Below are 26,754 nucleotides of genomic sequence, written 5' to 3' on the forward strand. Positions count from 1 at the left end.
CGCTTGTGCCGACAGCGTCGGGTCACCGATGAATCGGCTCCTGCAAGGCGGGCCGGCCGGCGCCTATCATGGGCACCGATGGGCGACCGCGACCGCAACCGATTCCGCTGGGCCTGGTGGCTGCTCGCCTACGCCAGCCTGGGCGTGGGCATCGTCGGCATCTTCGTGCCGGGCCTGCCGACCACCGTGTTCGTGATCGTCGCCGCCTGGGCCGCCACGCGCGGCTCGCGTCGGCTGGAGCGTCGGCTGCTGGCCCATCCGCACTTCGGCCCGGTGATCCTGGCCTGGCGCGAGCATGGCGCGGTCCCGCGCCGCGCCAAGTGGGCGGCGACCTGGATGATGCTGGCCTGCGCCGCGATCCTGCTGCTGGTGATGGCGACGGTACCTTCGCACAGCGCCTGGATGGCCGTCCTGCCGATCGCCTGCATGGCCGTGGTCGGCACCTGGCTGTGGCTGCGGCCGGAGCCGACGCCGCGCGAGCCCGGGCCTTGATGCGCACACGGCCCCTTGGCGCGGCCTCGTTATACTGCCGCGCATGAACCTCAAGACGATCCTTTCCGCCGTTGCCGTCGTCCTGGTCCTGGCCGCCTGCGGCAACAAGGGGCCGCTGGTGATGCCGCAGAAGCCGGTGCCGGTGGAGCAGGAGATGCCCGCACCGCCGCCGGCCGAAACACCCCCGGCCACCGAGCCCGGACCCGCCGTCGACCCGGCCCTGCAGGACCAGGCCGACGACGCGGTGGACGACCCGACCGGCGGCGACGGGGATGGCTGAGCCGCTGCGCTTCAGCAAGATGCACGGCGCGGGCAACGACTTCGTCGTCATCGACCTGCGCGACGGCACGCCGCCGCCCGACGCCGCGCTCGCCTCCCGGCTGGCCGATCGCCACACCGGCGTGGGCTGCGACCAGATCCTGACCATCGAAGCGCCGCGCAGTCCCGGCGCGGTCGCCGCGTACGGCATCTGGAACGCCGACGGCAGTCCGTCGGGCCAGTGCGGCAACGGCGCGCGCTGCGTGGCCGCCTGGCTGGTCCGCGACGGCAGCGCATCGGGTGCGCGCTTCGTGGTCGACAGCCCGGTCGGCCGCCACGAGGTGGAGAACGTGGGCGACGGCCGCTACGCGATCGCCATGGGCGTGCCGCGTTTCGATCCGGCCGACGTGCCGCTGGCCGGGCTCGCTGCTGCCGGCGACCAGTACGCGCTGGACCTGGAAGGCGGCAGCGTGGCGTTCGCCGCCGTGTCGATGGGCAACCCGCATGCGGTGATCGAGGTGCCCGACGTGGCCGCCGCCGACGTCGCCGGCATCGGCCCGGCCCTGCAGCGTTCGCCGGCGTTCCCGCAGTCGGTCAATGTCGGCTTCGTCCAGGTGCTGGCGCCGGACCACGTCCGCCTGCGCGTGTTCGAGCGCGGCGTCGGCGAGACCCTGGCCTGCGGCAGCGGCGCCTGTGCGGCGGTGGCTGCGCTGGTCCGCCGCGGCCGCATCGCGCGCGAGGCGACCGTGTCGCTGCCCGGCGGCGACCTGCGCATCCGCTGGCCGGACGACCGCGCGGAGGTCATCATGGCCGGACCGGCGGCTTTCGTATTCGAGGGGGAATGGCAGGCATGAGCGACCAGCTTCAGGACAAGCACGGCGAAAAGCTGGGCGCGCACGAGGTCGCGACCTGGCTGCGCCGGCATCCGGGATTCCTCAAGCAGTTTCCCGACCTGGCCCTGAGCCTGGTGGTGCCGCGCGACGACGGCCGTGCCGCCTCGCTGGCCAGCTACCAGCTGGAAGTGCTGCGCGACAAGAACCGCGAACTGTCGCGGCGGCTGGCCGAACTGTCGGCCAACGCCCTGGAGAACGAGCGGCTGGCGGTGCGCACGCACCAGCTGACCCTGTCGCTGATGCGCCAGGCTGACTACGCCGACACCCTGCGGGCGATGGCCGCCTCCCTGGCCGAGGACTTCAACGGCGACCTGGTGCGGATCGTCTCGTTCCGGCCGGTGACCGGGATGGAGGACGCCGAATGGCTGCAGGTACGCGGCGAAGGCGAACCCGAGCTCGTGCCGTTCCGCGACGCCCTGCGCGACGGCGAGCCGCTGTGCGGCCGCCTGCAGGCGGAAAAGAACGCGGTGCTGTACGGACCGCGCCAGGAGGAGGTGCAGTCCAGCGCGTTGCTGGCGCTGAGCGGCGTGGGCCTGGTGGCCGTCGGCAGCCACGACCCGAACCGCTTCTATCCCGGCATGGGCACCCTGTTCCTGCGGATGATGGGCGAGGCGCTGGTGGTGGCGCTGGAGCGTTTCGCCGACTGACGCCGATCGGCGCCGGCAGCCACAGGCTCCCGGCCGCAACGCAACCGGTGCCTGCGATTCTTCACCGTCCGTGGCGCGTTTGCGTTTTCCAGGATCGCCCTGCGTGGCGGGCTTGGCGTAGAGCGGGGCTTGCCCCGCTGTTCGCTACGCCGGTAGACGTCGCGAAGCGGGGCAAGCCCCGCTCTACGAGCACCACCACGAGGCCGGGATCGCGGCGTTGCCCGTTTGCGCGCATCATGCACCCATGCATGATGGCGGCCGCCCCCGATGAACGGCATCGACGACTTTCTCGAGCACCTGCGCGTGGAACGGGCGATGTCGGCGCATACGCTCGACGCCTACCGCCGCGACCTCGATGCGCTCGCCGGCTGGGCGCTGGCGCAGGGCGCCGGCGAGACGTGCCGGCTCGATGCGACCCACCTGCGCGAGTTCGTCGCCGCCGAGCACCGGCGCGGGTTGTCGCCCAAGAGCCTGCAGCGGCGCCTGTCCGCCTGCCGCAGCTACTACGCCTGGCTGCTGAAGAACGGCGCGATTCCGGCCAGTCCCGCTGCCGGCCTGCGCGCGCCCAAGGCACCGCGACGCCTGCCGCAGGTGCTGGACGTGGACGAAGCGGTGCGGCTGGTCGAAGTGCCGACCGATACACCGCTGGGCCTGCGCGACCGCGCGCTGCTCGAGCTGTTCTACTCCTCCGGCCTGCGCCTGAGCGAGCTGTGCGCGCTGCGCTGGCGCGACCTGGACCTGGACGCGGGCCTGGTCACCGTGCTCGGCAAGGGCGCCAAGCAGCGCAGCGTGCCGGTCGGCTCGCACGCGCGCCGCGCGCTGGGCGATTGGCGCGCCTCGACCGGTGCACAGGCCGACGACTTCGTCTTCCCCGGCCGCGGCAGCGGCGCCATCAGCCAGCGTGCCGTGCAGGTCCGCATCCGCCAGCTCGCCGCGCGCCAGGGCCTGTTCAAGAACGTGCACCCGCACATGCTGCGGCACAGCTTCGCCAGCCACGTGCTCGAATCCTCCGGCGACCTGCGTGGCGTGCAGGAGCTGCTCGGCCACGCCGACATCGCCACCACCCAGATCTACACCCATCTCGACTTCCAGCACCTGGCCAAGGTCTACGACGCCGCGCACCCGCGCGCCCGGCGCAAGCGCTGAGCCTGCGCCGCCGCCACCCGGCCTGCGCGCCGCCACGGCGGAGCCCGCGCATGCCATGTCCGGATCCGGCGAGCCGGCGGCGCGCGCGCCTGCGATCCTGCATGCCCCTCCTCTTGCAAGGTCCGCGCATGTCGCCGTTCCGCCTGGCTGGCCTGGATCCGGCCCCTTTCGAACCGTTGTTCCTGCTCGACGACGCGGAGCTCGCCGCGCGTGGCATCGTCCGCCGTTTCGCCGACGCCGATCGCGGCTTTCCATGCCGTGTCGGCCTGGAGGACGCGCGCGTGGGCGAGGAGCTGCTGTTGCTGAACCACGAACACCTGTCCGCACGCTCGCCCTACCGCGCCAGCGGCCCGGTCTATGTCCGCCGCGGCGCGCGCCGGCGCGTGCTGCCGCCCGGCCAGGTGCCGCCGTACGTGGCCAGCCGGCTGATCTCGGTGCGCGCCTACGACCGGGTGCACCGGATGGTGGACGCGCAGGTGTGCGAGGGCCGCGTGGTGGCCGCGTGGCTGGAGGCGGCGTTCGCACGCGCCGAGGTGGCCTATGCCCACCTGCACAACGCCCGCCACGGTTGTTACTCCTGCCTGGCCGAACGGACCTGGACGCCGGCGGTGCGGAAGGCTTGATCGCGGCCGGGCCTGTCCCCATGTCCGTGTGACAGCCCACGGAGGCCGCATGGACCCCAGCCAGAACCCCAACGTTTTCCACGCCACCACGATCGTCTGCGTGCGCCGCGGCGACAAGGTGGCCATCGCCGGCGACGGCCAGGTCACGCTCGGCCACACGGTGATGAAGGGCAATGCGCGCAAGGTGCGGCGGCTGGGGCGCGACGGCCAGGTGCTGGCCGGCTTCGCCGGCGCGGCGGCCGATGCGTTCACCCTGTTCGAGCTGTTCGAGGCCAAGCTCGAGAAGCACGGGCAGCTCACCCGCGCCGCGGTGGAGCTGGCCAAGGACTGGCGCACCGAGCGCCGACTGGGCAAGCTCGAGGCGCTGCTGGCGGTGGCCGACCGCGAGACCTCGCTGGTCATCAGCGGCACCGGCGACGTGATCGAGCCGGAGGACGGCATCATCGCGATCGGATCCGGCGGCAGCTACGCGCTGTCGGCCGCGCGCGCGCTCATGGCCCACACGCAGCTCGACGCCAGGACGATCGCCACCGAGGCGATCGGCATCGCCGGCGACATCTGCATCTACACCAACCGCAACGTCGTCGTCGAAGAACTCTGAGGCCGCGTCATCGCACCGGCGCCGTCGCCATGCGGTGTCGCCGCGCCGGGCGCCAAGCCTGTTCCAGATCCCGCATCCCGTGATCGCCCCCGGCCCGGGGGCCGTCCACCCGAAGGCCGGCGGCCGCATGGCCCCGCCTTACAGCCACCAGTGAGCACGTCCATGTCGCACAACTTCGACAACACCTCCGCCACCATGACCCCGCGCGAGATCGTGCAGGAGCTCGACCGCCACATCGTCGGCCAGCAGTCGGCCAAGCGCGCGGTGGCCATCGCCCTGCGCAACCGCTGGCGGCGCATGCAGCTGGACCCGGAGCTGCGCAACGAGGTGATGCCGAAGAACATCCTGATGATCGGCCCCACCGGCGTGGGCAAGACCGAGATCGCGCGCCGGCTGGCGACGCTGGCGAATGCCCCGTTCGTCAAGGTCGAGGCGACCCGCTTCACCGAGGTCGGCTACGTGGGCAAGGACGTGGAGCAGATCGTGCGCGACCTGGCCGACACCGCGGTGAAGATGTACCGCGAGCAGGCCAAGGTGAAGGTGCGCCTGCAGGCCGAGGAGCGCGCCGAGGAGCGCATCCTCGATGCGCTGCTGCCGCGCCGCGCCGCGGCCATGGGCTTCGATCCGGCCGCTCGCGCGGAGGTGCAGGTGTCCGGCTCCGAGGATTCGACCCGGGCCAAGTTCCGCAGGATGCTGCGCGCAGGCGAGCTGGACGAGCGCGAGATCGAACTGGACCTCGCCGCCAATGCCGGCGTCGACATCATGACCCCGCCGGGCATGGAGGAGATGGGCCAGCAGCTGCGGCAGATGTTCGCCAACCTGGGCGGCGACAAGACCCAGAAGCGCACCGTGTCGATCAAGGCCGCGCGCCCGCTGCTGGTCGAGGAAGAAGCGGGCCGGCTGGTCAACGAGGACGAGATCCGGGCGCAGGCGATCGAGGCCTGCGAGCAGCACGGCATCGTCTTCATCGACGAGATCGACAAGGTGGCCAAGCGCAGCGGCAACGGCATGACCGGCGGCGACGTCAGCCGCGAAGGCGTGCAGCGCGACCTGCTGCCGCTGGTGGAGGGCTCCAGCGTCTCCACCCGCTACGGCACGGTGAAGACCGACCACATCCTGTTCATCGCCTCCGGTGCGTTCCACCTGGCCAAGCCGAGCGACCTGATCCCCGAACTGCAGGGCCGCTTCCCGATCCGGGTCGAGCTGTCGGCGCTGAGCAAGGACGACTTCGTCCGCATCCTCACCGAGCCGAAGGCCGCGCTGACGCGGCAGTACGTGGAGCTGCTGGGCACCGAGGGCGTCACCCTGGCCTTCGCCCCCGAAGCGGTCGAGCGCCTCGCCGAGATCGCCGCGCAGGTCAACGAACGCCAGGAGAACATCGGCGCCCGCCGCCTGCACACCGTGCTCGAGCGCCTGCTCGACACGCTCAGCTACGAGGCCCCGGACCGCGACGGCCAGTCGGTCACGGTCGACCGCGCCTACGTCGACGCGCACCTGGGCGAACTGGTGCAGGACCCGGACCTGAGCCGCTACATCCTCTGAGTCGCATCCTGCGCCGGCCGATCAGCCGGTGCCGGCCGCGGCGACCGTCGCGTCCATCCATGCCTGCAGCCGCGCCTGCAGCGCGGCGTCCCAGCGGCCGGCCTCCGCGTCCCAGCGGCTGGCCGCCCCGGCGACGAACAGCGAAGGGCCCACCACGCGCAGGCCGATGACGCCGAGGACATGGCGCAGGTGCGCCTGCGCCAGCCGCGTTCCCCAGGGGCCGACGGTGGCACCGGCCACGGCCACCGGCTTGCCCGCGAGCCGGTCGGCATCGGTGCCGCGCGACAGCCAGTCGAGTGCGTTCTTGAGCGTGCCGGGGATCGACTGGTTGTATTCCGGCGCGGCGACCAGCAGGGCATCGGCGGCATGCACGGCCGCGACGAATGCGGCGACCGGGCCGCTGGCGAACGCCTGCGCTTCGATGTCCTCGCCGAAGTGCGGCAATGCCGACAGGTCGGGTGCCCATGCCACCTCGGCGCGGGCGGGCGCGGCTGCGGCCGCGGCATGCAGCAGCCGGGTGTTCCAGGAGTCGCGGCGGGTGCTGCCGGAAAGTGCGAGTAGCTTCATGGTCAGGGATTCCAGGTGCGGAGCAGGAGGTGTGCGGCCATCGCGGCCATCGCCACGGCCATGGCGCGGTTGAACAGGCGCGACCGGCGCGGCGTGGCGAGCAGGCGCGACATCAGCCGGCCGCCACCCAGCCAGATCGCCGAACACAGGAGGCTGGCCCCGGCGAAAACCGCGACCGTGGCGGCGGCGGAGACGGCGCCATCGGCGGCATGAAGCGCGGCCAGCGAAACGAGGAACGCCCAGGCCTTCGGATTGGCCAGCTGGAACGCAGCCATGGTCCAGAAGCCGGCCGGCGATGCGCGCAAGGGCGCGTCGCCGGGCCGCGTCACCCAGAGGGCCAGGGCCATCGCCAGCAGCATCGCCGCGCCGGCGCTTGCCAGCCAGGGCATGGCCGCCCGCGGAAGCGCGCCGGCGCCCAGCACGACCAGGGCGATCGCAAGCATCACGCTGCCACCGAAGGCGATCCCCAGGCAGGCCGGCAGGCCGGCGAGGAATCCGCGCGTCGCTCCGCGATGCAGCAGCACCAGGTTGTTCGGGCCGGGCGTGATGGTGGAAACGAAGATCAGCAGTGCAAGCGCGGCCATCGGCGGTACCCGGGAACGGACGGCGGCCAGTGTCGCGGCGGACGCGGTCGTGCGCCGGCAGCGCCATGGTCTAATCTGGAGACCATGGACAGGCTACCGCTCCAGGCCCTCGCCGCATTCCACGAGGTGGTCCGCCACGGTGGCGTGCGTGCCGCCGCGCGCCACCTGGGCATCGCCCATTCGGCGGTCAGCCGCCGCCTGGGCGAACTCGAACGTGCGGCGGGGGCGCCGCTGCTGCAGCCACGGCGGCATCCGGGCGACGCGATCGGCCTGACCCGCCGCGGGCAGGAGATCGCCGACGCCGCGGAGGCCGCATTCGCGCGCCTGCACTTGGCGCTGCACAGGGAGCAGCGGCCCGCGCACGCGCGCGAACTGGTGGTCTCCACCACCGAATCCTTCGCCACCCGCTGGTTGCTGCCGCGCCTGCCGGCGTTCCGCCAGGCGCATCCGCGGACGCGGATATCGGTCTCGGTGCGCTCGGACCTGGTCGACCTGTCGCGCGAGCAGGTCGACATCGCATTGCGCATGGGCGCCGGTCCCTGGCCGAACGCGCGGCCGTGGATGGACGATGCGCTGGTACCGGTCGCCAGTCCTGGCCTGCTGCGGCGGCGCACGCCATGGCCGCTGAAGACCTTGCTGGATCTGCCCCTGTTGCACGACCACGATCCGAACGCGGCGTGGTCGCGCTGGCGCGATGGGCCGGGCCCGGCGACGCTGGACGTATCGCAGGGGCAGTCGTTTCCGTCCTCGCACCTGGTGATCGAAGCGGCCGCGCAGGGTCTCGGCGTGGCCCTCGCGCGCCGGCGCCTGGCCCGGCGTGAACTGGACAGCGGCGTGCTGGTGCAGCCGTTTGGTCCCTATGAAATCCCGTTGCCGCAGGCGTACTGGATCGTGATGCCCGGCAACGGCAAGGTTCCGGCCGCGTTGGAGCGCTTCGTCGACTGGCTGCAGGCGCGCGCCGACGATTGAAGCGGCAGGCGTGTTCTTCCGGCCGGGCCCGACCGGGATGCGGCGTCAGTCCTCGCCGATGTCCTCGTTCCACACCGCCGGATTGGCCGCGATCCAGTCGCCGAGCATCGCGATGCACTCCGGGTCGGCCAGGTCCACCACCTCGACCCCGTGCTCGCGCAGCCACTCGTGGCCGCCGCAGAAGTTGGCCGACTCCCCCATCACCAACGTGCCGATGCCGAACTGGCGCACCAGCCCGCTGCAGTACCAGCACGGCGACAGCGTGGTGACCATGATCGTGTCGCGGTAGGAGCGCTGGCGGCCGGCCTTGCGGAACGCATCGGTCTCGCCGTGCACCGATGGATCGCCCTCCTGCACGCGGCGGTTGTGGCCGCGGCCGAGCAGGGTGCCGTCGCGGGCGAACAGCGCCGCGCCGATCGGGATGCCGCCCTCGGCCAGGCCCTGGCGGGCTTCTTCGACGGCGACGGCAAGCATGGCGCGGTAGTCGGGCGGGGCGGTCATCGGGCGTGGTCCACGGGGGGAGGGCCAGCGTACGCCAGCGCGACGCGCATCGGCAGCCGTCGGTCCATGTCCGGCGGCGGGCCGGTTCCGCCGGCAGGCCTGCCGCCGGGAGAACCGGTGCCGCTCCGCCAGCAGCCGTCCGTGATCGCTCTCCGCCCCGCGCCGCGGAGGCCCCACCGGCGACTGGAAGCCGCCGGCGGCGGGCGGGCGTGATCGCGGCCGCGGCCGCCGGTGCCATAATCGCGGCATGAGCCACGCACACGACAAGTCCTCCCCGTACGAAAGCGGCACCACCCACTTCGGGTTCCGCGACGTGCCGGCAGGCGAGAAGCAGAAGCTGGTCGGCGAGGTCTTCACCTCGGTCGCCGGCAAGTACGACCTGATGAACGACCTGATGAGCCTGGGCATCCACCGGGTCTGGAAGCGCTATTTCGTCGCGACCTGCCAGGTCAAGCCGGGCGACCGCGTGCTCGACCTGGCCGGCGGCACCGGCGACATCGCCGCGCTGCTGAAGCCGCGCGTCGGTGACTCCGGCACGATCGTGCTGGGCGACATCAATGCCGGCATGCTCTCGGTCGGTCGCGACCGGCTGACCGACCGCGGCCTGGTCGCCGGCCTGGACTACGTGCAGTGCAACGCCGAGAAGCTGCCGTTCCCGGATGCCAGCTTCGACCTGGTGACGATGGCCTTCGGCCTGCGCAACGTCACCGACAAGGACGCGGCGCTGCGCGAGATCGCGCGCGTGCTGCGCGTCGGCGGCCAGGCGCGGGTGCTGGAGTTCTCCGAGGTCAAGGCGGAGTGGTTCAAGCCGCTGTACGACTTCCACTCGTTCAAGGTGCTGCCGAAGTTGGGCAGCCTGTTCGCCGGCGACCCGGGCAGCTACCAGTACCTGGCCGAGAGCATCCGCAAGCACCCGCCGCAGGAATCGCTGAAGGCGATGATGGAAGAGGCGGGCCTGTCGCGCTGCGGCTACGTCAACCTGAGCGGCGGCATCGTCGCGGTGCACACCGGCTACAAGGTCTGAGCCGCCCGGCCGGCGCTTCCTGCAGGCGGCCGTCCCAGGATGACGGGGTGACGTCATGAGGGGCGCTGGCGCCGCTGCGGGCGTCGCGTCGCCGATGAATCGGCTCCTACAAAAAAGCAGCGGCGCATCTTTCCTTGTAGGAGCCCATCTTCATGGGCGAGCCGGGCGAAGGACGAACGAGGCCGTCGCCGGTGCCGACGGTGCCGCAGGCGCTTTCCCACGGACGGGTGTCCGGTCTCCCCGGCCCCATCGGGAGACGCGTGTGGCACCGCGTCAATGGCCGGACAGGGTGCGCACGGTAAACTGCGCGCTTCCCCGTTCCAGGCTCCGCCCCGCATGCGTCTTTCCCTCCTGTTCTCCCTCGCGATGGTGACCGCCGCCAGCGGCTGCTCCGGCGACAAGGCCCCGGCCGACGCCCAGTCCGCCGCCGAGCCGGCCAAGGCCGCCGCGGTATCCGAGCGTCGCCACGATGAAAGCTCCTTCGCCCAGCCCGACCAGGTCCGGATCACCGACCTGGCCCTGGAGCTGGCGCTGGACTTCGACCGGAAGCAGCTCGCCGGCACCGCCACCTACACCCTGGACTGGACCGATCCCAAGGCCACCCAGCTGGTGCTCGACACCCGCGAGCTGACCATCCAGAAGGTCGAGGGCCAGGCCGACGGCGCCTGGGCGCCGCTGCAGTTCGCCCTGGCCGACGCCGACCCGGTGTTCGGCAGCAAGCTGACCATCGAGGCGCCGCAGCGCAACCCGCAGGTCCGCGTCACCTACCACACCGCGCCGACCGCCTCGGGCCTGCAGTGGCTGGAGCCGTCGATGACCGAGGGCAAGCAGCTGCCCTTCATGTTCAGCCAGTCGCAGGCGATCCACGCGCGCAGCTGGGTGCCGCTGCAGGACACCCCGAGCGTGCGCTTCACCTACACCGCGCACGTGACCAGCCGCCCGGACGTGATGGTGCTGATGAGCGCCGACAACGACCCGAATGCGGCGCGCGACGGCGACTACACGTTCAAGATGCCGCAGCCGATCCCGTCGTACCTGCTGGCGATCGCCGCGGGCGACCTGGTGTTCAAGCCGATCTCCGGACGCAGCGGCGTGTGGGCCGAGCCGTCGATGGTGGACCGCGCCACCGCCGAGTTCGCCGACACCGAGCAGATGATCGCCACCACCGAGCAGCTGTACGGCCCGTACCGCTGGGAGCGCTACGACATGCTGGTGCTGCCGCCGTCGTTCCCGTTCGGCGGCATGGAGAACCCGCGCCTGAGCTTCATCACGCCCACCGTGATCGTCGGCGACAAGTCGCTGGTCTCGCTGATCGCCCACGAGCTGGCGCACAGCTGGTCGGGCAACCTGGTGACCAACGCCAGCTGGAAGGACATCTGGCTCAACGAGGGCTTCACCACCTACGTGCAGGGCCGCATCACCGAAGCGCTGTACGGCACCGAGATGGCCGAGATGGAGCGCCAGATCGACCAGACCGGGGTGAAGAAGGACATGGCCGGGATGAGCCCGGAGCAGCAGGCGCTGGTGCTGCCGCCGCTGAGCGAGCGCGACCCGGACGAGGCGCTGAGCGAAGTGGCCTACGTCAAGGGTTCGTGGTTCCTGCAGTTCCTGGAGCAGCGTTTCGGGCGCGAGGTGTTCGATCCGTTCCTGCGCGGCTGGTTCGACGACCACGCCTTCCAGAGCGCCGACAGCGACCAGTTCGTCGCCTACCTGAAGAAGAACCTGCTGCCGAAGAACCCCAACGCGGTGCGCCCGGAGGAACTGGACGCGTGGCTGAACCAGCCGGGGATCCCGGCGTTCGCGCCGCAGGCGCAGTCGCGCACGTTCTCCAACGTCGACACCGCGCGCATCGCCTGGCGCGGCAGCGCGCTGCTGCCCAACGCGCAGATCACCAGCGAGTGGGGCACCCAGGCCTGGGTGCACTTCCTGGAAGGCATGGGCGAAGCGCTCAAGCCCGAGCAGCTGGCCCAGCTCGACGCCGCCTACAAGTTCACCGGCACGGCCAATGGCGAGATCGCCATGCGCTGGTATCCGCTGGCGCTGCGCAGCGGTTACCTGGAGGCGCGCCCGGCCGCGGGCGAGTTCATCGAACGCGTCGGCCGGCGCAAGCTGATCATGCCGATCTACGAGGAACTGGTGAAGACGCCGGACGGCCTGGCCTTCGCGCATGAAGTATTCGCGCGCGCGCGCCCCGGCTACCACCCGATCACCACCGCCTCGGTCGAGGCGCTGCTGCAGCGGGCCGACAAGGCTGCCGCATTGGCGGCTCCGGCTTCCCCGCCGACGGCCCCGGCCGACGGGCAGGCAGAAGCACCGGCGGACGCATCGGCCGAACAGCCGAAGCAGCCGTAACCGGTCCATGCGCGCCGGCCCGACCGGCGCGCTTTCATTCCGCATCCGTCGAGGAGCGCGTCGATGCAACCTGTCCATTCCCGGCTCGCCCTGTCCGCGCTGATCTGCGGCGCCGTCCTGCTGGCCACTACCTCCTGCACCGACCGCGAAGCCCAGCGCCAGGCGCAGGCCGCCGCCGAAGCGCAGGCCAGGGAGCAGGCCGCCACCAAGCTGCAGGGCGAATACGACGCGGCCGTGGCCGCCAACAACTGGGAACTGGCGCGCATCCACGGCACCGCGTTGCTGGCGCAGTATCCGGGTACCGAGGCGGCGGCGGCGGTCGAGCCGGCGCTGGCCGACGTCACCGCCAGGGCGGACGCCGCGCGCGAGCAGCGCCGCCTGTCAGCGCTGTGGAACTACGCGCGCGTGGCCGCCGGCAAGGGCGAGCAGCGCACGGCGGCGATCTTCAGCAAGGAACCGCTCGATACCGGCGGCAGCGCCCCGGCCACGGTGCAGCTGGTGATCCGCGACCACCCGGAGTGGAAGCGCAGCGCCTACCTGGTGCTGGAAGGCGGCGATTTCGACTGCTACGGCGGCTGCAAGGTCAAGGTCGCCTTCGACGACGCGGCGGCGAAGCCGATGTCCGCCTGGCGGCCGAAGACCGACGAGGCCATCGCGATGTTCATCGAGGACTATCGCGGCCTGTGGAAGCAGATGCGCAAGGCGCAGCTGCTGGAAATCGAGTTCCCGGTGAAGGCCGGCGGCACCCGCACCGCGGTGTTCGAGGTCGGTGGCCTGGATGGCAGCCAGATGCCGGGCTGGGACTGAGCCGGCCGGCTACGCGCCGCCGATGATCCGGTCCGCCGTGCATGGAGGCTGGAGAAGCTGGGCGGGGCCCGGCGCACACGCGTGCGTCGCCACGACCTGGAGGCCTGGCTGCGGCGCATTCCCGCAGAGCGGGGCTTGCCCCGCTGCCTCGTGCGGCATGCATCGTAGAGCAGCGGGGCAAGCCCCGCTCTACAAGGGCGGCGGTCACGCGGCAGGGCACGTGGATTTCGAGGAACAGGGCGATGAGGCACGCCGCGTCATTCCACCAGGCAGGTACGGCAGGGCGGACCGCGGTGTCCAGGGACGCGAGCGCCGCCCGGATGGGAGCGGGCGCCGCCCTCAGGCCAGCGAATACCCGAACTGCTGCTTGAACTGGTCGTTGAATTCGTCGAAGTCGAAGCGCTGGTTCTGGGTGCCGGGATGCTCGACCTTCAGCGCGCCCATCAGGTTGCCCATGCGGCCGATGGTCAGCCAGTCGTAGCCCTTGTCGATGCCGAAGATCAGGCCGGCGCGGAAGGCGTCGCCGCAGCCGGTCGGGTCGACCACGCGGCGCTCGTGCGCCGGTGGCACGTCGTAGGTCTTCTCGGGCGTGTGCACCAGCGCGCCGCGCGGGCCCTGGGTGGTGATGTAGGCCTTGACCCGGGAGACGATCTCGCGGTCGTTCCAGCCGGTGCGTTCCTGCAGCAGGTTGGACTCGTAGTCGTTGACGACCACGTAATCGGCCTGCTCGATGAACTGGCGCAGCTCCTGCCCGTTGAACAGCGGCATCGCCTGGCCGGGGTCGAAGATGAACGGCACGCCCATCTCCTGGAACTCGTTCGCGTTCTGCAGCATGCCCTCGCGGCCATCCGGGCCGACCAGGCCCAGGGTGATGCCGGGCACGTCGCGGGCGTGGTTCTCGTAGGAGCGCATCATCGCGCCGGGATGGAAGGCGGTGATCTGGTTGTTGTCGTGGTCGGTGGTGATGAACGCCTGCGGGGTGAACAGCTCGTCGATCACCTTCACCCGCGACAGGTCGATGCCTAGCGCCTGGAAATGCTCGCGGTAGGGCCCGAAGTCCGAACCGACGGTGCCCATCGGGACCGGCTTGCCGCCCAGCAGGTGCAGGTTGTAGGCGATGTTGCCGGCGCAGCCGCCGAACTCGCGGCGCATCCGCGGCACCAGGAACGACACGTTCAGGATGTGGACCTTGTCCGGCAGGATGTGGTTCTTGAACTGGTCCGGGAACACCATGATGGTGTCGTAGGCAAGGGAACCACAGATCAGGGTGGACATCGTCTGGCTGCTCGGGAGGCCCGGGGGCGGGCAAGGGGCGCGGGCGGCGAGCGTGCGGGACGGCGCGCGTCCCGGCACCGCGGCGCCGGTGCGAAGGTTACCGGCTGCATCCCGGCACGGCCAGCCCGGCGGGGCGGCCCGATCCCCGCCCGGCGCCCGGGGACAGCGGCGAAAGTCGCGGTTTTGCCGTGGAATTTCCTTGCCCGGGCCGGGTACCGTTGCTAGGCTAGCCGGCCTTGTTTCTGCCCAAATTTTCGCCACCCTCGCCGCCCCCGGGCGCGGGTCGCCGGGCTTCCCCGCTGCTCCACCGCCAGACCCCAGGACCGCCTCCCCCGATGTTCAAGAAGCTCCGCGGCATGTTCTCCAACGACCTGTCCATCGACCTGGGCACGGCCAATACCCTGATCTACGTGCGCGGCCAGGGCATCGTGCTGAACGAACCCTCGGTGGTCGCGGTGCGCCAGGACCGCGCCATCGGCGGCACCCGCTCGGTCGCCGCGGTGGGCGCTGAGGCCAAGCAGATGCTCGGCCGCACCCCCGGCAACATCACCACCATCCGCCCGATGAAGGACGGCGTGATCGCCGACTTCACCTACACCGAGGCGATGCTCAAGCACTTCATCAAGAAGGTGCACAAGTCGCGCTTCCTGCGCCCGAGCCCGCGCGTGCTGGTCTGCGTGCCGGCCGGCTCGACCCAGGTCGAGCGCCGCGCGATCAAGGAATCGGCCGAGGAGGCCGGTGCCCGCGACGTGTACCTGATCGAGGAACCGATGGCGGCGGCGATCGGCGCCGGCATGCCGGTGTCGGAAGCGCGCGGCTCGATGGTCATCGACATCGGCGGCGGCACCACCGAAGTGGCGGTCATCTCGCTGAACGGCATCGTCTATTCGGCGTCGGTGCGCATCGGCGGCGACCGCTTCGACGAATCGATCACCAACTACGTGCGCCGCAACCACGGCATGCTGATCGGCGAAGCCACCGCCGAGCGGATCAAGGTCGAGCTCGGTTGCGCCTATCCGCAGACCGTGGTCCACGAGATGGAGATCTCCGGCCGCAACCTCGCCGAGGGCGTGCCGAAGATGATCAAGATCAACTCCAACGAGGTGCTCGAGGCGCTGCACGAGCCGCTGTCGGGAATTGTTTCCGCGGTGAAGCTGGCGCTGGAGCAGACCCCGCCGGAACTGTGCGCCGACGTCGCCGAGCGCGGCATCGTCCTGACCGGCGGCGGCGCGCTGCTGCGCGACCTGGACAAGCTGATCTCCGAGGAGACCGGCCTGCACGTGCAGGTCGCCGACGACCCGCTGACCTGCGTCGCCCGCGGTGGCGGCCGTGCGCTGGAAATGGTCGACATGCACGGCAACGAGTTCTTCGCCCCGGACTGACCGGACGCCACGTGGTGCCCGCCGCGGCGCGGCACCGGCGGGCGCAGGCCCGCGTCCGCCGCCATACTGCCCTCTTCGCCGCCGCGCCCCTGACCGTCCTCCGTGTCGTCCTATCCCGGACCTGCCGCCGCTGCCCGACCTGGTGACACCGCCGGCACGCTGCGCCTGCTGGCGTACCTGGCGCTGGCCGTCACCCTGCTGGTCCTGGACCATCGTGGCGGCTGGCTGCACCAGGCCCGCGCCCAGGCCGGCCTGCTGGTGCAGCCGGTGTGGGCGCTGGCCGGACTGCCGGGACGCCTGGGCAGCGGCCTCAAGGACGGGCTGGCCTCGCGCGAGGCGCTGCTGGAGGAGAACCGGCAGCTGCGCAACGACCTGCTGCTGTCCAATGCGCGCCTGACCCGGCTGCGCAACGCCGCCATCGACAACGCCCAGCTGCGCGACCTGCTCGGCGTGGTCGAGCGCGGCGGCCTGGACGTGCAGCTGGTGCCGATCCTCGACATCGACCTGGCGCCTTCGCGGCAGCGGCTGGTGCTGGCCGCCGGCAGCCGCGAGGGCGTGCGCCTGGGCCAGGCGGTGATCGATGCCGGCGGCCTGCTCGGCCAGGTGGTCGAGGTGACGCCGCTGCATTCGACCGTGCTGCTGCTGACCGATCCCGACCACGCGGTGCCGGTGATGATCGCGCGCAACGGCGTGCGCCTGATCGCCTACGGCGGCGGCGACCGCCTGGAGCTGCGCGACGTGCCGCTCAACCGCGACGTGGAGGTCGGCGACACCCTGGTGACCTCCGGCCTGGGCGGACGCTTCCCGCCGGGCTTCCCGGTGGCCACCATCACCGCGCTGCGGCCGGACGAGAGCCAGGCCTTCCTGGTCGGCGAACTGGCGCCGGCCGCGCAGCTGGACCGCGGCCGCGACGTGCTGCTGTTGCGCAGCGGTGCGCCGCTGCCGCTGCCGGCCGCCCGGGGCGCCGCGGCCGGGGCGGACGCGAATGCCGCCGCGAACGCCGCTCCGGCCAGCACCCCGGCGACCGTTCCGTCCAGCCCTCCGCCGCGGCCGGCAGCCACGCGCGATGGCAGCGGCGCAGAGGCAGACGCCACTGGCGCGGCGCGGCCGCCTGCCTCGACCCCGCCGCCAGCGGTGCCCAGCAACCCGCCGCGGGAGACGCCGCGATGAGCCGCCTGCGCGATGGCGGCTGGATCCTGCCGGCGAGCCTGTGCGTGGCCCTGCTGCTGGGCCTGCTGCCGCTGCCGGAGACGCTGCAGCCGCTGCGCCCGTACTGGCTGGCGCTGGTGCTGGCCTACTGGGTGATCGAAGCCCCCTCGCGCGCCGGCCTGGGCCTGGCCTTCTGCGTGGGGCTGGCGGCCGACCTGGCCTACGGCGGCCTGCTCGGCGAGCAGGCGCTGCGGCTGGTGATCATGGCCTTCATCCTGCAGCGTTTCCGCGCGCGGCTGCGGTTCTTCCCGCTGTCGCAGCAGGCCCTGGCGATCGGCGCGCTGCTGCTGAACGACCGCATCGTCAGCGCGGCGATCCACCTGGCGCTGGGACAGCCGACCCTGCCCTGGCATTACTGGTGGGCGCCGGTGCTGGGCATGCTGCTGTGGCCGCCGCTGTTCCTGCTGCTGGATGCGCTGCGCCTGGGCCGGCGTGGCGACTGAGCCGTGAACAGCCGTCGCCCGGTCAAGAACCCGCACGCGGAAGCCGAGCAGTTCCGCCGCCGCGCCGCGATCGGCTTCATCGGCGTGGCCCTGGCGCTGCTGGGCCTGGGCGCGTGGTACTTCCGCCTGCAGGTGCTGCAGCACGACGATTACGCCACCCGCTCGGAAGCCAACCGCATCCGGCCAAAACCCGTCGTGCCGGCGCGCGGCATGATCTACGACCGCCAGGGCCGGCTGCTGGCCGAGAACCTGCCGGCGTTCCGCCTCGACGTCACCCCCGACAAGGCCGGCGACCTGGACAAGCTGCTGGCCGAACTGGGCCAGGTGATCGCGCTGGACGAGGACGAGATCGCCCACTTCCGGCGCGAGCGCAAGTCCAGCCGCGGCTTCCTGCCGATCACCCTGAAGCTGCGCCTGAGCGACGAGGAGATGGCGGCCTTCGCGGTCAACCGCTGGCGCTTCCCGGGCGTGGAGCTGCAGCCCTACCTGACCCGGCACTATCCCCACGGCGACCTGTTCGCGCACGTGATCGGCTACGTCGGCCGGATCGACGAGGACGACCTGGCCAAGTTGGGCGAGGGCGGCGCGGCGCTGACCCACATCGGCAAGACCGGCGTGGAGCGCGCCTACGAGGAACTGCTGCGCGGCCAGGTCGGCTACGAGCAGATCGAGACCAATGTGCAGGGCCGCGCGCTGCGCACCGTGGGCCGTGTGCCGGCGCGGCCGGGTGCCGACCTGCGCCTGTCGATCGACGCCGAGCTGCAGCGCGCCACGGTCGCCGCGTTCGGCGAGCTGGAGGGCACGGCGGTGGCGATGGACCCGCGCACCGGCGAGATCCTGGCCCTGGTCAGCCTGCCGTCGTTCGACGCCAACCTGTTCGTCAACGGCATCTCGCACGCCGACTACCGCGCCCTGAGCGACAACCCGTCGCGGCCGCAGTTCAACCGCGCCGTGCTCGGCGGCGTGGCGCCGGGCTCCACGCTCAAGCCGTTCCTGGCCCTGGCCGGGCTGGACAGCGGCACCCGCCGGCCGGAGGACCGCACCCTGTCGACCGGCATGTTCTACCTGCCGGGCACGCGGCGCGGCTGGGGTGACTCGCACCGCGGCGGCCACGGCTGGACCGATGCGCGCAAGTCGATCGCCGATTCGGTCAACACGTACTACTACAAGCTCGCCCTGGACATGGGCATCGACGAGATCGACCGTTACCTGCGCCGCTACGGCTTCGGCCAGCCCAGCGGCATCGACCTGTCCGGCGAGAACACCGGGATCCTGCCCAATCCGGCCTGGAAGCTGAAGAACCGCAAGGAGCGCTGGTATCCCGGCGACACGGTGAACATCAGCATCGGCCAGGGCGACTGGAAGGTGACCCCGCTGCAGATGGTGCGCGGCACCGGCGCGCTGGCCGACGACGGCCGGTTGCGGCGGCCGCACCTGGTGCAGGCGCGGCGCGACCGCTTCGACGCGCCCTGGGCGCCGCTGCCGCAGCCGGCGCCCACCCTCATCAGCGACAGCCCGGCGGACCTGCAGGTGGTGCGCGAGGGCATGGTCATGACCGTGCACGGGCCCGGCGGCACCGCGCGCGCGATCGGTGCCGGCTCGCCTTACCTGATCGCCGGCAAGACCGGCACCGCGCAGGTGGTCAGCCGCCGCGGCACCGCGGCGGTCGATCCGCGCAGCCTGCCGATGCACCTGCGCCATCGCGCGCTGTTCATCGGCTATGCGCCGGCCGACGACCCGCAGATCGCGGTGGCGGTGGCTGTGGAGGGTGGCGGTTACGGCGGCAGCACCGCGGCGCCGATCGCCAAGGCGATCTTCGATGCCTGGCTGCTGGGCAAGCTGCCGGCGGGGCTGGAGCCGATCGACGGACCGGCGACGGCGCCGGCCTGCGCGCCGGAGGATGCAGCGTGCCTGCAGGCGCCGCCGGCGCCCGCTGCGGGCGCGTCGGGCGCGGCTCGCGTGCTGGTGGATCGGCCGGCGTCGGCGGCGCCCGGCAGCGATGGCACGAGCGGTGCCGGTGCCGCTACGCGGGTTGCAGGGCCTTCCGGGTCGGCCTCGACGTCACCGCTCGCCGGTCGGGCGGGCGACGCGGACGCCGCATCCCGTTCGGCGGCAGCAGCAGGGGCGGGGCCGCCAGCGTCTTCCGTCCCGGCGTCGGCCTCGGCACCGACGTCCCGCCCGGCGCCGCCGGTGCCCGCGCCTGCACGGGCGGACGCGGCCGAGCGTGACAGCGACAGCGCGGACGGACGCGAGGTGCGCCGGTGAGGGACTTCCTGCGCTGGCTGCTGGACATTGGCGCGCGTGCCACGCGCACCCTGGACTGGCCGCTGCTGCTGGCGCTGTTCGCGCTGATGGGCTTCGGCCTGGCGGTGCTGTACAGCGCCGGCGGCGCCAGCAACGGGCCGGCGCTGATTAAGGCCCAGGGCGCGCGCTTCGCGGTCGGCCTGCTGGCCATGTGGGCGCTGTCGCGGGTGTCGGTGATCCGCATGCGCGCGTGGTCGCCGCCGGTGTACCTGCTCTCGCTGCTGCCGCTGGTCGCGGTGCTGCTGGTGGGCACCGGCAAGCATGGCCGGCACTGGCTGGACCTGGGCGTGTTCTACCTGCAGCCGTCGGAACTTCTGAAGATCAGCCTGCCGATGATGGTCGCCTGGTACCTGCACCGGCGGCCGCTGCCGCCGCGCATCGACACGGTGCTGGTGGCCGGCGTGCTGGTCGCCGTGCCGACCGGCCTGATCCTGCTGCAGCCGGATTTCGGCACCGGCATGCTGATCGCGGCCAGCGGCGTGTTCGCGCTGCTGCTGGCGGGGTTGCCGTGGTGGTGGGTCGGCGTGGCCGTCGGCGGCGTGGCCGCGGTCGCGCCGGCGGCCTGGATCTGGCTGCTGCGGCCGTACCAGAAGGACCGCATCCTCACCTTCCTGGAGCCCGAGCGCGACCCGCTGGGCACCGGCTGGAACATCATCCAGTCCAAGATCGCGATCGGTTCCGGCGGCCTGACCGGCAAGGGCTGGGGCGAGGGCAGCCAGTCGCACCTGAACTTCATCCCCGAGCAGACCACCGACTTCGTGTTCGCGGTGCTGAGCGAGGAGTTCGGCTGGATCGGCGTGGCCACGGTGCTGGCGCTGTACCTGTTCGTGATCGGCCGCTGCCTGTGGATCGCGATGGAGGCGCGCGACACCTACTCGCGCCTGCTCGCCGGTTCGCTGGGCCTGGCGTTCTTCGTCTACGTGCTGGTCAACGGCGGCATGGTCTCCGGCCTGCTGCCGGTGGTGGGCGTGCCGATGCCGCTGCTCAGCTACGGCGGCACCTCGGCGGTATCGCTGCTGGCCGGGCTCGGGCTGGTGATGGCGGTGCGCACGCACCGCCCGGTACATGGCTACCGCTGACGCCGCGGGCCGGCGGATGCGACGGAAAATCCGGTGGTTCCGCGTGTTTGCGCACGATGCTACCCTGCCGTCGATGATGAAACCCGCGCTTGCCAGCCTGTTGGCTCTCGGTCTCCTCGGATGCATCCCGAAGGAGGCGTTCGTTTCCCCGCCGTCGTCGGCCGCCGCCGTCGCCAGGCCCGCCACGCCGGCCGAAGCGGCGCCGGAGAAGCCGGTCGCGCCGCCGGTCGATCTCACCCCGGTGCCATTCGAGATCGCGCGCGCCAACTTCGTGCGCGACACGTCGGCGCGTTTCGGCATCCCGGCCGCCGAGATCGAGGCGACGCTGGCGCAGGCGACCGTGCTCGACAGCGTGGTTACCGCGATGTCGCGCCCGGCCGAGCGGGTCAAGCCGTGGCACGAGTACCGGCCGATGTTCATCAGCCAGGCACGGATCGACGGCGGCCGTGCGTTCCTGGCCAAGCATCGCGAGGCCCTCGACAAGGTGCAGGCCAGGACCGGCGTGCCGGCCGAGCTGGTGGTGGCGATCATCGGCGTGGAGACCAGCTACGGCGGCAACACCGGCCGCTACTCGGTGCTCGACGCGCTGTACACGCTGGCCTTCAACTACCCGCGCAGCGGCGACCCGGCCAAGCTCGAGCGCGAAGTGCGCCGCGAACTGTTCTTCCGCGACGAACTGGCGCAACTGTTCGCGCTGGGGCGCGAGGAGAAGCTGGACATCGCCGCGCTCAAGGGCAGCTACGCCGGGGCGATGGGCATGGGCCAGTTCATGCCCTCGAGCTACCGCCAGTTCGCCGTGGACGGCGACGGCGACGGCCGCCGCGACCTGTTCGGCAGCCTGGACGACGTGTTCGCCTCGATCGCCAACTATTTCGTGAAGAAGGGCGGCTGGGTCGCCAACGCGCCGGTGGCGGCGCCGGCCACGCTCGCGGCCGGGCGGGAACCGTTCAACCCCGAGGACTGGACGCCGACCCACACCCTCGAGGAACTGGCCGCGCGCGGCTACGCGCCGGTGCAGCCGGTGCCGGCCGGCATCACCGCCACGCCGGTGTCGCTGGAAGGCAGCGCCGGCCCGCAGTACTGGCTCGGCTTCCAGAACTACTACGCGATCACCCGCTACAACATCTCCAAGATGTACGCGATGGCCGTCTACCAGTTGTCGCAGGCCATCGCCGGGCGCGAGATCCCGCCGGCATGAGCGCTCGGCCGGCGCGCGCGCTGGTGGCGGTGCTGGCCGTGCTCGCACTGGCTGCGTGCGGTAGCGCGCCGAAGAAGTCGGCCAGCGCTTCGGCCGGCGGCAAGCCGCTGGCAGGGGCCGGCGCCGGGCACGCGCCGATGGCCGCGCTGCCGGAGGGCTGCACCGGCAAGTCGCCGTATGCCCCGGCGCAGGAAGACCCGTCGACGCGCGGCGACTACAAGGCCGGCGGCCTGTACAAGCCCGGGGTCAGCGACACCACGCCGGCCTACGTGCCCAACGTGGCCTGCATCCCCGAGCCGGTGGTCACCCACGAGGCGCGCTCCCCGGTCGGCAACCGCTCGCCGTACACGGTGCTGGGCAAGCAGTACCACGTGATGGACCGGACCCGGGGCTACGTCGAGAAGGGCACCGCCTCCTACTACGGGGCCAAGTTCCATGGCCGCCGCACCTCCAACCAGGAGGTGTACGACATGTACGCCTTCACCGCCGCGCACAAGACCCTGCCGCTGCCCAGCTTCGCCCGGGTGACCAACCTGGACAACGGCCAGTCGGTGGTGGTGCGGGTCAACGACCGCGGCCCGTTCCACGAGGGCCGGGTGATCGACCTCAGTTACGCGGCGGCGGTGAAGCTGGGCATCGTCGCCCGCGGCACCGGACGGGTGGAGGTGCGCGCGTTGCAGCCCGGCGACGACGACGCCCCGCGCAGTGCCGCCGCGCGTGCGCCGCAACCGGCGCCCGTGCGCGCGGTGGCGACGACCGCTCCGGCCACCCCGGCCACCGCGATGGACCAGCTGGTCCAGGCGCTGCCGTCCACCGGCGGCGCGGTGGCCTCCACGGTGGCCGTACCGGCGACGCCGGACGTGGCCGGCGCGGTCGTGGCGATGCTGCCGTCCTCGCAATCGGGCTCCTATGCGCCGGCGGGCGCGGCATCCGCCATGGCCGCGACCCGGGTCGACAACGGCGCCATCGCCGCGCCGGCGGCATCCGCCGGCCCGGAGCTGCAGGTCGCCAGTTTCTCCAGCCTCGACAACGCCCGGCGCGCGCTGGAGCGGTTGCTGGCCGCCGGCATCCCCGGGGCGCGGCTGGACGACGTGGTTGCCGGTGGCCGCACCTTGTGGCGCCTGCGCGTGGCCCCCGGCGCCGCGGACACCGCGGAACTTGCCGGCCGCATCGCCGGTCTCGGATTCGGTACCCCGCAACTGGTCCGCGAATGATGAACCGGCGCGGCCAGCGCGCCGCGCTTACAATTCCCAGCCCCCGCGCGAACGTCGCCCCGCGACCGCCGCCGCCAATCCCGCCGGCCAACGGCCGGCCAATGCAGGAGTTCCCACCCGCATGAAGTTCCGTTTTGCCGCCGGCGCGTTCGGCACCGCCCTGGCCACGACGCTGTCGATCGGCCTGGCCCTGGCCCAGGCACCCGCTCCGGCGCCGCCACCCGCCGCCGCCGCGCCCGCTGCCGTCGCCATTCCCGATGCGCCCAAGCCGGCCCAGTCCACCGCCTGGCTGGTGATGGACTACGCGACCGGCCAGGTCCTGGCCGGCGAAAACGCCGACGCGCGCGTGGAGCCGGCCAGCATCACCAAGGTCATGACCTCGTACGTGATCGCCGCCGAGATCGCCGCCGGCAAGGTCAATCCGGACGACCAGGTGATGATGAGCGAGCGCGCCTGGCGCGAGGGCGGGGCCCGCACCGACGGCAGCTTCAGCGGCTTCCCGGTCAACCAGACCGCGCCGCTGCGCGACATGGAAAAGGGCATGGCGGTGCAGTCGGGCAACGACGCCGCGATCGCCCTGGCCGAGCACGTGGCCGGCACCCAGGAGGCGTTCGCCGACCTGATGAACAGCTACGCGGCGAAGATCGGCATGAAGAACAGCCACTTCGTCAACGCGCACGGCCTGTCGGCGCCGGAGCACTACAGCACCGCGCACGACCTGGCGCTGCTGGGGCGCGCGTTCGTGCGCGACTTCCCGGAGGCGTATGCCTACAACAGCATCAAGGAGTTCACGGTCAACGGCATCACCCAGCCGAACCGCAACCTGCTGCTGTGGCGCGACCCGAGCGTGGACGGCATCAAGACCGGCCACCACTCCGGCGCCGGCTACTGCCTGATGAGCTCGGCCAAGCGCGGCGACCAGCGTCTGGTCGCGGTGGTGATGGGTTCGAACTCCGAGCGCCAGCGCGCCGACGACAGCCTGGCCCTGCTCAACTGGGGTTTCCGCTTCTACGAGACCCACAAGCTGTACGAGCCGGGCAAGCCGGTGGCGCAGCTGAAGGTGTGGAAGGGCAAGGCCGACCAGGTGCAGCTGGGCGTGGCCCAGCCGCTGCTGGTGAGCGTGCCGCGCGGCCGCTACGCCGAACTGAAGCCGGCGATGGAGGTGCCCAAGTCGCTGGTCGCGCCGATCGAGGCGGGCCAGGCGATCGGCACGGTCAAGGTGAGCCTGGACGGCGAAGTCGTCGCCCAGGCGCCGCTGGTGGCGATCGGCGCGGTCGAGGAAGCCGGCTTCTTCAAGCGCCTGTGGGATGCGTTCTGGATGTGGTGGGAGTCGGACTGAGCTCCACCGCTCCGATCGATCACACACGCACGCGGCCCTTCGGGGCCGCGCTGCGTTTCCGGCCCCCGTGCCCTTCGTAGAGCGGGGCTTGCCCCGCTGCTTCCGCCGCATGGTGCCAGCCGGGCAAGCCCGGCTCTACGAAGGAACCTGCCGCCGCGCGGGGTATGCTCGACGGCCGCTGCTTGCGCGGATCGACGGGGAAGGGATCGTGAAGACATTCGCCGCTGGACTGTTGTGCCTGCTGCTGCCGGTGGCACCGGCATGGGCCGCCGAAGCGCCCATGCAGGTCTACACCCGCGCGGCGCAGTCGCTGGACGGCGAGTGGAAGGTGATCGTCGATCCGTACGAGAACGGCTATTACAACTACCGCTACCAGCCGTTCGACCAGCAAGCCGACCCGCCCAAGGGCGCGTACTTCCGCGACGCGAAACCCGAGTCGCCGACCGACCTGGTCGAGTACGACTTCGATACGGCGATGTCGCTGCAGGTGCCCGGCGACTGGAACACCCAGGATCCGAGGCTGTACTACTACGAAGGCAGCGTCTGGTACCGGAAGAAGTTCGATGCGCCGGCGCGCAGGCCGACCGACCGCGCGTTCCTGGAGTTCGGCGCGGTGAACTACCGCGCCGACGTCTACCTCAACGGCCGCAAGCTCGGCGTGCACGAGGGCGGCTTCACCCCGTTCCGCTTCGAGGTCACCGACCGGCTCCGGCCGCGCGGCAACTCGCTGGTGCTGAAGGTCGACAACAGGCGGCGCGCCGATGGCGTGCCCACGCTCAACACCGACTGGTGGAACTACGGCGGCATCACCCGCTCCGTCGGGCTGGTGGTGGTGCCGGAGGTGTTCGTCCGCGACTACCGTCTCGCCCTGGCCTCGCTCGCCGACCGCGAAGTCGCCGGCCGCGTGCAGCTGGACGGCGCGCGCGGTGGCGAGGAGGTCAGCGTGGCGCTGCCGGAGCTGGGCGTGCGCCAACGCGTGCGCACCGGTGCCGATGGCCAGGCGGAATTCCGCTTCCGCGTCCCGGGTGCGCGCCTGTGGTCGCCGGAGCATCCGCAGCTGTACCGGATCGAGATCGCCAGCGGCAGCGACACGCTGGTCGACCGGGTCGGCCTGCGCACGATCGCGACCCGCGGCCGGCAGCTGCTGCTCAACGGCGAACCGCTGTTCCTGCGCGGCATCTCGGTGCACGAGGAGTACGCGGCCGACGGCGGCGGGCGCGTGCGCGACGCGGGCCAGGCGCGCCGGCTGCTCGAGCGTGCCCGTTCGCTGGAGGCCAACTTCGTCCGCCTGGCCCACTACCCGCACAACGAGCACATGGCGCGACTGGCCGACGAGATGGGCCTGCTGGTGTGGTCGGAGATCCCGGTCTACTGGACCATCGACTGGGCCAACGAAGCCACCTACCGCAACGCCGAAGCGCAGCTGGAGGCGATGATCGGCCGCGACCGCAACCGTGCCTCGGTGATCATCTGGTCGCTGGCCAACGAGACCCCGGTATCGGACGCGCGCAACCGCTTCCTCTCGCGCCTGGCCGCGCGCGCCCGCGCGCTGGACGACAGCCGCCTGCTCAGCGCGGCGATGGAAAAGCATTACCGCGAAGACGATCCGGACATGGCGGTGGTCGAGGATCCGCTGGCCGAGCTGGTCGACCTGGTCAGCTTCAACCAGTACATCGGCTGGTACGACGGCACGCTGGACAAGATCGACCGGGTGCGCTGGCAGATCCCGTACGACAAGCCGGTGTTCGTCAGCGAGTTCGGCGCCGATGCCAAGCAGGGACTGCATGGCGACGCCGGCGCGATCTGGACCGAGGAATACCAGGCCGAGCTGTACCGGCGGACCTTGCGCATGCTCGACCGGATCGAGGGCTTCGCCGGTACCTCGCCATGGATACTCTCCGACTTCCGCTCGCCGCGCCGGCCGCTGGCGGGCGTCCAGGACGGATTCAACCGCAAGGGCCTGATGTCGGAGAAGGGCGAGCCGAAGCAGGCCTTCCACGTGCTGCGCGACTACTACCGGCAGAAGGCGGGGAACGCTCCGCCGTAAGCCTGCGGACCCGCTCCGCCACCTGTCCGCGCATGACGCCGCCGGAACGCGTCGAACACCCTGCCCGTCGCGGCCAGGTGCCGGCCGGGCCTGGAAGGCGAGGGGTGCGCGACATGGCTGCCGGGCGGCAGCCGCGTGCTGCACGCACTCCGGCAGGGACCGCCCGGGGCTCTGGTTTATGATCGGCGGACCGGCGTGGGGGGGCCGTATGCGTGCACTTCGATCGTGAAGGAACACGTTCGCCCGGTCAGCGCCGTC

Annotated in this window: 25 protein-coding genes; 21 read left to right on the forward strand and 4 right to left on the reverse strand. The window is 71.7% G+C overall.

Features of this window, described 5'->3' with window-relative positions:
* The first annotated feature begins 78 nt into the window (after nucleotides 1–78).
* The 8 genes from CSC66_RS08220 (at nucleotide 79) to hslU (ending at nucleotide 6,202) form a co-directional block, all read left to right on the forward strand.
* A complete protein-coding gene (locus CSC66_RS08220; RefSeq protein WP_162376917.1) occupies nucleotides 79–492 on the forward strand; it encodes a YbaN family protein in 414 nt (137 codons plus the stop codon).
* 43 nt (nucleotides 493–535) lie between these two features.
* A complete protein-coding gene (lptM, locus tag CSC66_RS08225; RefSeq protein ID WP_162376918.1) occupies nucleotides 536–772 on the forward strand; it encodes an LPS translocon maturation chaperone LptM in 237 nt (78 codons plus the stop codon).
* Nucleotides 765–1,604 (forward strand): diaminopimelate epimerase, encoded by an 840-nt coding sequence (dapF, locus tag CSC66_RS08230; protein WP_162376919.1) that lies wholly within the window; start codon nucleotides 765–767, stop codon nucleotides 1,602–1,604. Before lptM ends, dapF begins: the two co-directional genes overlap by 8 nt.
* Nucleotides 1,601–2,290, forward strand: a complete 690-nt coding sequence (locus tag CSC66_RS08235) for a DUF484 family protein (protein WP_162376920.1) — start codon at nucleotides 1,601–1,603, stop codon at nucleotides 2,288–2,290. Before dapF ends, CSC66_RS08235 begins: the two co-directional genes overlap by 4 nt.
* Nucleotides 2,291–2,557: 267 nt before the next feature.
* A complete protein-coding gene (xerC, locus tag CSC66_RS08240; protein WP_162376921.1) occupies nucleotides 2,558–3,436 on the forward strand; it encodes a tyrosine recombinase XerC in 879 nt (292 codons plus the stop codon).
* 101 nt (nucleotides 3,437–3,537) lie between these two features.
* A complete protein-coding gene (locus CSC66_RS08245; protein ID WP_238394334.1) occupies nucleotides 3,538–4,059 on the forward strand; it encodes a DUF1203 domain-containing protein in 522 nt (173 codons plus the stop codon).
* A 49-nt stretch (nucleotides 4,060–4,108) separates the two neighbouring features.
* On the forward strand, nucleotides 4,109–4,660 hold the full coding sequence (gene hslV, locus CSC66_RS08250; protein ID WP_162376922.1) for an ATP-dependent protease subunit HslV: 552 nt from the start codon (nucleotides 4,109–4,111) through the stop codon (nucleotides 4,658–4,660).
* A 195-nt stretch (nucleotides 4,661–4,855) separates the two neighbouring features.
* Complete coding sequence (gene hslU, locus CSC66_RS08255) at nucleotides 4,856–6,202, forward strand: ATP-dependent protease ATPase subunit HslU (protein WP_162377013.1); 1,347 nt, start codon at nucleotides 4,856–4,858, stop codon at nucleotides 6,200–6,202.
* Nucleotides 6,203–6,223: 21 nt separating this feature from the next.
* Here the strand turns inward: hslU and CSC66_RS08260 are convergent, their stop codons facing one another.
* Together CSC66_RS08260 and CSC66_RS08265 are read right to left on the reverse strand one after the other, a co-directional pair.
* The gene (locus tag CSC66_RS08260; protein ID WP_162376923.1) at nucleotides 6,224–6,769 is read right to left on the reverse strand and encodes an NADPH-dependent FMN reductase; all 546 of its coding nucleotides are present in this window, start codon (nucleotides 6,767–6,769) and stop codon (nucleotides 6,224–6,226) included.
* A 2-nt stretch (nucleotides 6,770–6,771) separates the two neighbouring features.
* Complete coding sequence (locus CSC66_RS08265; protein WP_162376924.1) at nucleotides 6,772–7,353, reverse strand: LysE family translocator; 582 nt, start codon at nucleotides 7,351–7,353, stop codon at nucleotides 6,772–6,774.
* A gap of 84 nt (nucleotides 7,354–7,437) precedes the next feature.
* On the opposite strand from CSC66_RS08265, the gene CSC66_RS08270 reads away from it, so the two are divergent.
* Nucleotides 7,438–8,322, forward strand: coding sequence for a LysR substrate-binding domain-containing protein (locus CSC66_RS08270; protein WP_162376925.1), 885 nt, complete (start codon nucleotides 7,438–7,440; stop codon nucleotides 8,320–8,322).
* 45 nt (nucleotides 8,323–8,367) lie between these two features.
* Here the strand turns inward: CSC66_RS08270 and CSC66_RS08275 are convergent, their stop codons facing one another.
* Nucleotides 8,368–8,823, reverse strand: coding sequence for a nucleoside deaminase (locus tag CSC66_RS08275; protein ID WP_162376926.1), 456 nt, complete (start codon nucleotides 8,821–8,823; stop codon nucleotides 8,368–8,370).
* 247 nt (nucleotides 8,824–9,070) lie between these two features.
* Between CSC66_RS08275 and ubiE the strand changes: the two genes are divergently transcribed.
* The 3 genes from ubiE (at nucleotide 9,071) to CSC66_RS08290 (ending at nucleotide 13,006) form a co-directional block, all read left to right on the forward strand.
* Nucleotides 9,071–9,847: a bifunctional demethylmenaquinone methyltransferase/2-methoxy-6-polyprenyl-1,4-benzoquinol methylase UbiE gene (ubiE, locus tag CSC66_RS08280; protein WP_162376927.1), complete on the forward strand. Its 777-nt coding sequence runs from the start codon at nucleotides 9,071–9,073 to the stop codon at nucleotides 9,845–9,847.
* 336 nt (nucleotides 9,848–10,183) lie between these two features.
* On the forward strand, nucleotides 10,184–12,199 hold the full coding sequence (locus CSC66_RS08285) for a M1 family metallopeptidase (RefSeq protein WP_162376928.1): 2,016 nt from the start codon (nucleotides 10,184–10,186) through the stop codon (nucleotides 12,197–12,199).
* A gap of 63 nt (nucleotides 12,200–12,262) precedes the next feature.
* Complete coding sequence (locus tag CSC66_RS08290; protein WP_202935617.1) at nucleotides 12,263–13,006, forward strand: hypothetical protein; 744 nt, start codon at nucleotides 12,263–12,265, stop codon at nucleotides 13,004–13,006.
* Nucleotides 13,007–13,345: 339 nt separating this feature from the next.
* On the opposite strand, the gene CSC66_RS08295 is transcribed toward CSC66_RS08290, so the two are convergent.
* Nucleotides 13,346–14,281, reverse strand: a complete 936-nt coding sequence (locus CSC66_RS08295; protein ID WP_162376929.1) for a carbohydrate kinase family protein — start codon at nucleotides 14,279–14,281, stop codon at nucleotides 13,346–13,348.
* Nucleotides 14,282–14,616: 335 nt separating this feature from the next.
* On the opposite strand from CSC66_RS08295, the gene CSC66_RS08300 reads away from it, so the two are divergent.
* The 9 genes from CSC66_RS08300 to CSC66_RS08340 all read left to right on the forward strand — a co-directional run bounded on the left by CSC66_RS08300 (nucleotide 14,617) and on the right by CSC66_RS08340 (nucleotide 26,496).
* Nucleotides 14,617–15,663: a rod shape-determining protein gene (locus CSC66_RS08300; protein ID WP_162376930.1), complete on the forward strand. Its 1,047-nt coding sequence runs from the start codon at nucleotides 14,617–14,619 to the stop codon at nucleotides 15,661–15,663.
* Nucleotides 15,664–15,765: 102 nt separating this feature from the next.
* Entirely contained in the window at nucleotides 15,766–16,833 is a 1,068-nt protein-coding gene (gene mreC, locus CSC66_RS08305; RefSeq protein WP_162376931.1) for a rod shape-determining protein MreC, read from the forward strand.
* Complete coding sequence (mreD, locus tag CSC66_RS08310; RefSeq protein ID WP_162376932.1) at nucleotides 16,830–17,315, forward strand: rod shape-determining protein MreD; 486 nt, start codon at nucleotides 16,830–16,832, stop codon at nucleotides 17,313–17,315. Before mreC ends, mreD begins: the two co-directional genes overlap by 4 nt.
* Nucleotides 17,316–17,318: 3 nt before the next feature.
* Entirely contained in the window at nucleotides 17,319–19,580 is a 2,262-nt protein-coding gene (gene mrdA / locus CSC66_RS08315; RefSeq protein WP_162376933.1) for a penicillin-binding protein 2, read from the forward strand.
* Nucleotides 19,577–20,698 (forward strand): rod shape-determining protein RodA, encoded by a 1,122-nt coding sequence (gene rodA, locus CSC66_RS08320; RefSeq protein ID WP_162376934.1) that lies wholly within the window; start codon nucleotides 19,577–19,579, stop codon nucleotides 20,696–20,698. The genes mrdA and rodA overlap by 4 nt, the downstream gene beginning before the upstream one ends.
* 73 nt (nucleotides 20,699–20,771) lie before the next feature.
* Complete coding sequence (gene mltB, locus CSC66_RS08325; protein ID WP_162377015.1) at nucleotides 20,772–21,896, forward strand: lytic murein transglycosylase B; 1,125 nt, start codon at nucleotides 20,772–20,774, stop codon at nucleotides 21,894–21,896.
* Nucleotides 21,893–23,110, forward strand: a complete 1,218-nt coding sequence (locus CSC66_RS08330; protein ID WP_162376935.1) for a septal ring lytic transglycosylase RlpA family protein — start codon at nucleotides 21,893–21,895, stop codon at nucleotides 23,108–23,110. The genes mltB and CSC66_RS08330 overlap by 4 nt, the downstream gene beginning before the upstream one ends.
* Nucleotides 23,111–23,231: 121 nt before the next feature.
* Complete coding sequence (locus CSC66_RS08335; RefSeq protein WP_162376936.1) at nucleotides 23,232–24,449, forward strand: D-alanyl-D-alanine carboxypeptidase family protein; 1,218 nt, start codon at nucleotides 23,232–23,234, stop codon at nucleotides 24,447–24,449.
* Nucleotides 24,450–24,657: 208 nt separating this feature from the next.
* Nucleotides 24,658–26,496 carry a glycoside hydrolase family 2 protein gene (locus CSC66_RS08340; protein ID WP_202935618.1) on the forward strand — a complete coding sequence of 613 codons (1,839 nt, stop codon included), beginning with the start codon at nucleotides 24,658–24,660 and terminating at the stop codon, nucleotides 26,494–26,496.
* Nucleotides 26,497–26,754 lie beyond the last annotated feature (258 nt).

The sequence above is a fragment of the Pseudoxanthomonas kaohsiungensis genome (assembly GCF_010211765.1).
Taxonomy (GTDB): domain Bacteria; phylum Pseudomonadota; class Gammaproteobacteria; order Xanthomonadales; family Xanthomonadaceae; genus Pseudoxanthomonas; species Pseudoxanthomonas kaohsiungensis.